The following is a 9,158-nucleotide window of genomic DNA, read 5'->3' as shown; positions in this document are numbered from 1 at the left end:
GGAACCTGCCGTTTGCGTTCGCTTATGCTTTATGCCCTGCGGGTATGTATGCCCTCTGGGTACTCATCACAACAATTTCTCGCCCATCATCTATGCGGATTTACCCACACAAAACGTAATAGAACCCAACGTTTCAACTCTAAAAAGTATACTGACAACTGAAATAGAAGATGTTGTTGCGATAGTCGCTGAAGCCTTCAGCCATAATCTCATCACGGATGACGTAATTGGCCTGAAGTTTGACATGTTCATTGGCCCTGTAGTTTACGCCCAGAGTGGTATTGTTGAACTTTTTTACCCCATCCTTGTTCACACTATCGGCAATGGGAGCGTAGAATCCATAGCGCACCAGAAGTTCGACTCGCCCCAGGGTATATCCCAGCACGGCATACACGCCGTCATAGGGAGTGGTGCCCGAAGAAAATTCGTTCTCGCCGGCTATGTACTCCAACTTTGCTTTCCACGGCGGAAAGACAAAATAGAGATGGGCCCCGTAAGAAGAGCGTTTGGCACCCGTATCGTCCTCACTTGCGTACCCATAGAATGCCCCGAAATCCAGGCCGTCGACCGGCATCACCCTCAAATTTCCCCATGCACAGAATCCGTAATTGCTGGTGTTGATTGGGAATGGGTCTTTGATTGAGGGAGAAAACACCTGCAATGTCCTGGGGTTGGCAAGCATCAGTGTATATTGTACCCGGTCCTTCATCATCTTTCCCTCGACCTGCACGCCGACGGCGCGATAATTCAGCAGGCGATTGTAATCGCCCCATTTGGACGTAACCGCTGCACGCTCAATGAAATCCAGGTCCCCCGACCATGTAAGACCCCCGGAACGGGCTCCGGGAACGGCGAACTGTCCGATCCTCAAGGCGATGGCGTCGTTGACGCGATAGCTCAGCCAGGCATCCAGGAGGCGGGTAATGTTTTCATCCCAACCGACCTCCACCCCCCACTGGAAACGGTCACCGAAGCCGCCGTAGGGATTGATGCGTACGCGGTTTACATTGAACCCCAACTCATAACCGTATTGATTGGTCATGTCCACATAAGACAACCAGGCCTGGGCCAGACCGCGCACATTAAACTCTGCGGCAGCCCAGCCTTTCCCCAACAGGCACCCCATCATGATCACCAACACCACGCAGCGCCGCATCGATTCGCCCTCCTGGCCCCATTGTAGCCGATACCACCATCTTGTCAACACAACCACCGGCCGGGAGATTGTTTTCCCTGTGCGCATCTGCTATATAAAAAAGACATGGAAAAAGCCAAGATCCTCGTAATCGATGATGAAAAAAACATACTGGAATCGATCCGCATGGTGCTTTCCTACGAAGATTACCCCGTAGAGACGGCCGCTTCCGGAATCGACGGTCTGGAATTATTCAAGCAAAGCCGTCCGGACATCGTGTTGCTGGATGTTAAGATGCCCGGGTTCGACGGCCTCCAGGTGCTTCAGACCATAAAACAACTGGAACCCCTGACAGAAGTGATTATGATTTCCGGCCATTCCGGAATTGAGGAGGCCATGGGAGCCTCACGCATGGGGGCTTTTGATTTCCTGGAAAAACCCATCTCCAGAGAAAAGCTCGTGCTTACGGTACGCAATGCCGCTGAAAAAGCCGCCTTAATGCGTGAGAACGTCAGTTTGCGTACCATCCAGGAGCGCAAGCATGAACTCGTGGGCCGGTCAGCGGTGATGGAAAAGCTCAAACAGGTCATCGACAAGGTGGCGCGCACCCAATCCACCGCGTTGATTACCGGGGAGAGCGGTACTGGGAAAGAGTTGATCGCCCGGCGCCTGCATCACCGCTCTCAGCGTAGCAAACGCCCTTTTGTTCAGGTAAACTGCGCCGCCATTCCCGAGGAACTCATCGAAAGCGAACTCTTCGGGCATGAGAAGGGTTCCTTTACCGGGGCTTATGAGAAAAAACCGGGAAAATTCGAAATCGCCCACCGCGCAACCATTTTTCTGGATGAAATCGGTGACCTCAGCCTCAAGGCCCAGGCCAAAGTGCTGCGTGTACTCGAAGAAGGAGAGGTCCAACGGGTGGGTAGTGCCGAGATCAAGAAAGTCGACGTACGGGTGATCGCCGCCACCAACCAGGACCTGAAGCAGAAAATCCGGGATGGTGATTTCCGCGAAGACCTCTTTTTTCGCCTCAATGTGGTGCCGGTTTACTCTCCCGCTTTGCGTGAAAGAGTAGAAGACATCCCGCTGCTGGTGGATCATTTCGTCAGCTTTTTTACTGAGGAAAACAACTACCGCAAGCGGCGTTTTGATCCCGCGGTTATCGAGGCTTTTTGCCACTACGCCTGGAAGGGCAACGTACGGGAATTGCGAAACCTGGTTGAACGCCTGCTCATCATGACCGAATCCCGCACCATCACCATGCGTGATTTGCCGGAAGAGATGCGTGCCGTTCCAGAGAAAGCCGAAATCTCTTTTGGCGACTTCAACGAATGGAAGGACTTTAAACATTTTACGGAAAAGCGTTTTTTGGAAGAGAAACTGGAACAATTCGACCACAATATCTCGCGGACGGCGCGGGAAATCGGCATTCCCCGCAGCAACCTCTATAAGAAGATGGAACAATTTGATATAATGTCACCGAACGGAGCGAAGGCGGCTGGAGAACCGCCTTCCGGAAATGCCCCGCATTCCCGGAAGGAGGAAAGTCCGGACTCCGCAGGGAAGGATGGTTCCTAACGGGAACGCTCCGCCGCACAGGCGGCGGATACGGAAAGTGCCACAGAGAATAGACTGCCCGCCCCGCGGGTAACGGTGAAAAGGTGAGGTAAGAGCTCACCGTCCCGGGCGGTGACGCCCGGGACTGAGGCAAACCCCATCCGGAGCAAGGCCAAATGGAGGGTGTTTGAGGCTGTCCCGGCCGAATCCTCGGGTTGGCCGCTTGAGCGCGCCGGCAACGACGTGGCCAGATAAATGGTTCTCCTCGACAGAATCCGGCTTACAGGCCGCCTTCGCACGTTCACCCAGAGTTGAAGAGTTGAAAAGAAGGTGACAGGTGGCAGGAGACCGACTTTTCACTTTCAACTTAGTGCTCTGGTCACCTTCTTTTCCTGTGATGTGAACTCGGGAGAATTTGTGATGAAGATCTTGAGGTCCTGGTGATGAGAACTTATGAGTGCTTGTGATGAAAACCCATCACAGCGCTGACAGGCGCTTCATCACAGTTCGGTCAGGCAAGTCTGAACTGCCTGGCCGGTTTCTTCATCACTATGACTCCCTCGTGCTATCACCGGGCTTTGCCTTTTTACTCTTTGTGCCCGAAAGGGTACTCTCATGCAGCCTTATCATTTTTTCAAATAAGTATAACCCCCAAGCCCACACAAAATGGAAGAGAGCCCAACTTTTCAACTTTTTCAATGGTTTGGCGCGGTATTGATCGGCAATGGCGGCCCTTTCAGGATCTCCCATTTCTGTTAATCGCGACAGGATGGTTTCCGTCATTGATTAAGAGTTTTTCTGTGATGATAGAGAATCATGGGTTCGACGCCATAAAATGGGCGCCCCGGCTCACCTGGTTGTGCCGCGCAGCCTCGACAACCAGAAGTGAGGTTTGTACACTGTCGCGCAAATCGATAATGGCCGGAGTGACCGCGACCTTCTGGTAAAACTTGAGAATGCGGTGGCGCAGGTAGTCCAGGTCTGAGCGGGCACGGTCCAGGCGCCGGTTCGTACGGATGATGCCGGCGTAATTCCACATGGTGTAGCGGATGGTAACCATGTCCTGCCAGATCAGGGCCGGATCCGGTTCATCTTCCTGTGGGGGGTAACGCCACGGCGGTATCTCTTCGGCAAGCCCCGCTTCCACCCGCTCTTTTTGGCGTTTTGCGATATCTTCCGCCGCCCGGGCGCCCCAGACCAGGCCCTCCAGCAATGATACCGATGCCAGGCGATTGGCGCCGTGCACCCCGGTGCAGGAAACCTCTCCCACCGCGTACAATCCCTCGAGGCTGGACCGCCCCCGTAAGTCAACCAGGACACCACCGCAACTGTAATGCGCCGCCGGAACCACGGGTATCGGCCGCGCGGTGATGTCCAGCCCCTGGTTAAGACAATGCTCGGTAATGGTGGGGAAACGTTCCTCAATGTTGATTTTCGCAAAAGAAGCCAGGTCGAGCAGCACGTAGTCGTCTCCGTGGCGGATCATCTCTTCGTAAATGGCCCGTGAGACTTCGTCCCTGGGGGCAAGGTCCGCCTGGTCCGAGTAGCGGCCCATAAAGAAGTCCCCCTTGCGGTTGACCAATTTGGCGCCTTCACCACGAACCGCCTCGGAAATCAGGAAAGGCTCTTCTTCCCCTTTCTGATACAGGGAAGTCGGATGGAACTGCACATATTCAAGGTTGGCCAGGCGCGCCCCCGTGCGTTGGGCCAGGGCAATGCCGTTTCCCACCGCGGACGTGGGATTGGTTGAATGCAGAAAAATGCTGGACAAGCCGCCGGTGGCCAAAATCACATGCCGCGCGAAAACGCGCCATACTCTTCCGGAATCGAGGTTCAGCACATACGCGCCCACCACCCGGGGCTCGTCGTATTGCCTTGCGGGATTGGTGGAATGGTGCGGATAGGTTAGCAGGTCAATGGCCTGATGCCGGTACAGCATGTTGATCTTGGCTTCCCGGCGCACGGCCCGAACCAGATGCTGCTGGATGACCCGACCGGTCATGTCTTTAACGTTCAACACCCGGCGGGTGGAATGGGCCCCTTCCCGCGCCAGGTCGAAATTTCCGTTTTTCTTGGAAAACGGCACCTTTAATTTGCTGATCAGGATGCGTTCCACCAGTTCCCGGGACCGGGATACAACCTGGTCCACGGCGGGAGGATGGTTGATGCCGTCCCCGCTGCGGATGATGTCCTGCTTAAACACATCCGGGGATTCTTCTTCACTGAGCGCGGCGATTCCCCCCTGGGCCAACCAGGTGTTGGTGGCGGATTCATCCGCTCCCTTGCTGATCACCAGGCAAGAAACTCCCAGTCGCGCCAGCTCCAGGGCCGCGGTTCCGCCGGCAATGCCGTTGCCGATGATCAACACATCAGTTTGCAGAGTCTCGTTCATTTTATTTTTTTTCTCCCTGCGGACGAATCTCCAGGCTGAGGTCCAGGGACCGGTAAGAATGGGTCAGGGCGCCCACGGATATAAAACTTATCCCCGGAATCACGCGCTGTGCAATGTTGTCCAAGGTAACGTTACCGGATAATTCCAGGCGCCGGCGGCCCTGGTTCAACGCCACGGCCCGTTTCACCATTTCGTCAGTGAAGTTGTCCAACATAATCAGATCCACCGGTAACTCCAGGGCTTCGCGGAACTGATCCAGATCCTGGGTTTCCACTTCAACCGCCACATCCGGGTGGTGACGGCGCACCGCCTCCACCGCCAGGGTAATGGATCCAACCATGCGGATATGGTTGTCCTTTATCATGGCCATGTCCGCCAGGTGCAGGCGGTGATTGAAACCACCGCCATCACGCACAGCCCGCTTTTCCAACAGGCGCATACCGGGCGTGGTCTTGCGCGTGTCCAGCAATGTGACCCCGGTACCGGACAGGCGCTCGACAAAACAGCGGGTCATGGTGGCCACGCCGCTGAGTCGTTGCAGGAAATTGAGGGCCGTGCGTTCGCCCCGCAGAATGGCGCCTTCGGATCCAAACAACTCCAGGACCACATCGCCCGGACTCAGCGGATCGCCGTCATGACGGCGGGACTCGATGCTTACCCGCGTATCCACCTGGCGGAACGTTTCCCGGAACGCCGGCGTCCCGGACAGTACGCCTGCGGCCTTGGCCACCACCTCGGCCCGCACGGGAGCATCAAATGCACAGAGTGACAGCGTGGTTACGTCCCGATTCACCTGGTCTTCGTTCAAGGCCAGGCCGACGATATTCTCCACACCCGCTCTTTCTTTACTCTGATCAACGCCTTTGCCGATGGGATTCATTCCGCCTCGGACCAGGGTCGGCAAAAAAACATGCGACTCCAGAAATCAATGCTGCAGCGAGAGTCAAACAGCTGTTTGGGACCGCGGAAACCATGCCGTTCTCCCGGAAACGCCATAAATTCAACGGGTTTTCCGGCATCCTGCAAAATGTTTAGAAGTTGGAGCGAATTCTGCATATGCACATTGTCGTCCAGGGTGCCGTGAACCAGGCGCAGGCCGCCACGATAGTTGTCGATGTACTCCAGCACCGAAGCCTTTTTATATCCATCCGGGTTCTCTTCAGGCGTATCCATGTAGCGCTCGGTGTACACCGAATCATAGAGCTTCCAATCCGTCACAGAGAAACTGGCGATACCGAAATGGAACACTTCCGGAGCACTTGCCAGGGCCAGGGCGGTTACGTAACCGCCGTAACTGCCGCCGCTGATGCCGATGCGTTCGGCATCGACCCAGGGTTTGGATGTAAGGAATTCCACCACCTTGGTGGTATCGTGAATTTCCCAGTGACCCAGGCGTCGGTGCATTTGATCCATTCCCACTTTGCCGTGATGCCCAGCGCCGCGATGGTCCGCGGCAACGACCACGATCCCCATCTGGGCCAGGAAAAAACCGCTCATCCCCCGGCTGCCGGGAAAGGCGTTGCGTACCGACATGGCGCCGGGTCCGCCGTACACCTTCAAGATAACCGGATAGGATTTTTCCGCACTGAAATCCGGCGGCAACAGCAACAGCATGGGCAATTCAAAGCCTTCGCCGGCGGGAACACGCAGCAATTGCATGCGGTCCAGCTTCAACCTGGCCACATTTGCGGAGTCGGAATCGCCGATCGCGCGCACCAGTTTCCCCTGGAAATCTCGCAAATCCAGTTTATCGGGACGATCAAGCGCTGAGTGCCGATCCAGGAAGAGGCGTCCGTCCGGGGCCGTAGTCAGACTGTGCCAGCCCGGCCCGGGCGTCAGGCAGCGCATGTTTTCTCCCGACAGGGAGATCCGGTAACCATGGGACTGGGCACTATCCCGGTGTGCGGCGGAAAAAAAGATTTCCCGGCGTTTCTCGTCCACATGGTGGATGGCGCGTACAGCCCAGTTGCCCCGGGTCAACTGCCGGACCTGCCCGCGGGGTGAGACATAAAACAGGTGTGCCCAGTCGCCTCGCGCGCAGCGGATCACCAAGGCGCCTTTGTTCAGGATCGCCAGGTCCGGCTCCTCCAGGAACTCCACCCACGTGGAACGATTGTGAGAAAAGATTTCCTGCGGTTCCGCATCCGGGCCTCGCCAGCGCAACAATTTCAGTTGATCCTGCCCCCGGTTCATCCACTGATAATAGAGGGCGTTTCCGTCTTTGGACCAGCGCGGATGGGCCACGTAGTGTTCGCCTTGATGCGGAACAGCCAACCAGTTGATTGTGCCGTTGGCCAGGTCCGCCACGCCCAGGCGTGCTTCCGGGTTGGGAAACCCCGGTTTGGGGTAATACTGCCGTTCCAGTTCCGGGTACACGCCGTCCGAACGCGTAATGGAAAACACGGGCACTTTAGACTGGTCGAAACGCAGGAAAGCGATGCGCTGTGAACGCGGGCCCCACCAGAACGCGCGGTACCGGCCACGCCGGCCCAGGATCTCCTCGTAATAGACCCAGGAGGCGTAACCGTTTAGAATGGTTTCGCTGCCGTCTATGGTTATGCGTTGGATGCTGGCGGAATCCAGATAATACACATATAGATCGTTGTCACGAGTAAAAGCGACAGCTTCGCCATCGGGGGAAAAGCGCGGTGTGCGGATCTTTTCGCCCACTTCCGGAGAGAGTAGCTCTCGCGTCGCCATGCGGTAGATAAGCAACTTTCCGTCTTTCAGGAAACAGGCCGTGCCGCGATCCGCGGTCCAGTCCAAGGCGTTCATTAAAGTGAGCTGGTGTTTGGCCAGTTCGGAATGGTCTTTGATGTTGAAAAACAACGTGGATTTACCGCTGCGGGCGTTTATGGACATCACTTTTGTTTCCCGCATTTCCAGGTAATGGCTGTTGTTTAACCAGCTTATCACCCGGGGCAGCGGTTTCAACAATCCCCGACCATTCTCCACCACTGCCTGCTGAAAGGACAGCTTGTCTTTGTCGGCAGCACCCATTCCGATTGCAAATACACACAACAGCGCAAGCACATTGCCAAATATTTTCACTTGTTCTCCTCAGGGTTCCCGGAATTCAGGCAGGGAACGCTTAGCGCGACATTCATCTTTTTATCTTACGGCAATCCCGCACGCACTGTCAACGCAAAGCCCGTGGCGCCAAGCGAATGACCTTGACGGTTAAGCCCGCGATGCGGTATAAACGGAGCATGCGGCATGCCCGCACCCAGGAGTTGAGATGAAACCCAAAACCATGGATGCCGCGGTGATCGGCGAAGGAGTTCGCTTGATCCTCCAGGGAATCGGCGAGGACCCGGACTCAGTGCGATTGCAACATACCCCACGCCGTGTGGCGGAGATGTTTAGTGAAGTATTGGCCGGTACCCACCAGGATCCCGGTCATTTCTCCAAGTTGTTGAGCGAAGAAAAACACAATGAAATGGTGATGCTCAAACACATCCCCATTCACTCCATGTGCGAACACCATCTTCTGCCTTTTTCAGGAACCGCCAGCGTGGTTTACATCCCGGACAAAGGGCGGATTATGGGACTCAACACCATTGCCGGGCTTGTCGACACCCTGGCGCGACGCCTGCAGATCCAGGAACGCCTGACCAAGCAGATTGCTGATTGCCTGGTGGAGGCGCTCGATCCCATGGGGGTGATGGTGGTGATCCAGGCGGAGCACTTGTGCATGACCATGCGCGGCGCCAAGAAACCGGGATCCAAAACCATCACCTCGGCGGTGCGCGGTGTATTCAAGAACGCCACCACCCGACAGGAAGCCATCTCCCTGGTCATGAACCCGGTTTGATTCCTGGATAAGTGTTGCGATAGGTGACAGGCAACCAGGAAACAGGCGGCAGATAATAGTGCACGGGCGGTTCGCGAACCGCCCCATTTTCTACTTCTTCCCTTTTGTGCCCGAAAGGGTACTGCAGCCTTTCAACTCTTCAACTTTTGGTTCTATTACGTTTCGTGTGGGTAAATCCGCATAGATGATGAGCGAGAAATTGTTGTGATGAGTACCCAGAGGGCATACATACCCGCAGGGCATAAAGCATAAGCGAACGC

At 55.8% G+C, this 9,158-nt stretch carries 5 protein-coding genes, 1 other RNA gene and 1 pseudogene; 3 read left to right on the top strand and 4 right to left on the bottom strand.

The window, feature by feature from the left end; translation table 11 throughout:
• Positions 1 to 139: 139 nt before the first annotated feature.
• Positions 140 to 1,243, bottom strand: coding sequence for a hypothetical protein (locus tag ENN40_01595; GenBank protein ID HDP94034.1), 1,104 nt, complete (start codon positions 1,241 to 1,243; stop codon positions 140 to 142).
• Between the two features lie 18 nt (positions 1,244 to 1,261).
• Between ENN40_01595 and ENN40_01590 the strand changes: the two are divergent.
• A pseudogene (locus ENN40_01590) lies at positions 1,262 to 2,608 on the top strand (sigma-54-dependent Fis family transcriptional regulator).
• A 17-nt stretch (positions 2,609 to 2,625) separates the two neighbouring features.
• An RNA gene (rnpB, locus tag ENN40_01585) (RNase P RNA component class A) lies at positions 2,626 to 2,991 on the top strand.
• Between the two features lie 515 nt (positions 2,992 to 3,506).
• On the opposite strand, the gene nadB is transcribed toward rnpB, so the two are convergent.
• The 3 genes from nadB to ENN40_01570 are packed head-to-tail and all read right to left on the bottom strand — an operon-like array spanning position 3,507 to position 8,135.
• Positions 3,507 to 5,084: an L-aspartate oxidase gene (gene nadB / locus ENN40_01580; GenBank protein HDP94033.1), complete on the bottom strand. Its 1,578-nt coding sequence runs from the start codon at positions 5,082 to 5,084 to the stop codon at positions 3,507 to 3,509.
• 1 nt (position 5,085) lies between these two features.
• Positions 5,086 to 5,964, bottom strand: a complete 879-nt coding sequence (nadC, locus tag ENN40_01575; protein ID HDP94032.1) for a carboxylating nicotinate-nucleotide diphosphorylase — start codon at positions 5,962 to 5,964, stop codon at positions 5,086 to 5,088.
• Entirely contained in the window at positions 5,961 to 8,135 is a 2,175-nt protein-coding gene (locus ENN40_01570) for a S9 family peptidase (GenBank protein HDP94031.1), read from the bottom strand. The genes nadC and ENN40_01570 overlap by 4 nt, the downstream gene beginning before the upstream one ends.
• Before the next feature lie 202 nt (positions 8,136 to 8,337).
• Between ENN40_01570 and folE the strand changes: the two genes are divergently transcribed.
• Positions 8,338 to 8,898, top strand: a complete 561-nt coding sequence (gene folE / locus ENN40_01565) for a GTP cyclohydrolase I FolE (GenBank protein HDP94030.1) — start codon at positions 8,338 to 8,340, stop codon at positions 8,896 to 8,898.
• Positions 8,899 to 9,158 lie beyond the last annotated feature (260 nt).

It is taken from the genome of Candidatus Aminicenantes bacterium, from assembly GCA_011049425.1.
In the GTDB taxonomy this organism is placed as follows: Bacteria; Acidobacteriota; Aminicenantia; order UBA2199; family UBA2199; genus UBA876.
The sequence above is the reverse complement of the archived record's forward strand: the minus strand, read 5'-3'. Positions and strand labels throughout refer to the sequence as shown.

What these genes read in the sequence shown, in the direction of transcription:
- nadC (HDP94032.1), bottom strand. Translation starts at nt 5,964, where the DNA reads ATGAATCCCATCGGCAAAGGCGTTGATCAGAGTAAAGAAAGAGCGGGT.
- ENN40_01595 (HDP94034.1), bottom strand. Translation starts at nt 1,243, where the DNA reads ATGCGCACAGGGAAAACAATCTCCCGGCCGGTGGTTGTGTTGACAAGA.
- nadB (HDP94033.1), bottom strand. Translation starts at nt 5,084, where the DNA reads ATGAACGAGACTCTGCAAACTGATGTGTTGATCATCGGCAACGGCATT.
- folE (HDP94030.1), top strand. Translation starts at nt 8,338, where the DNA reads ATGGATGCCGCGGTGATCGGCGAAGGAGTTCGCTTGATCCTCCAGGGA.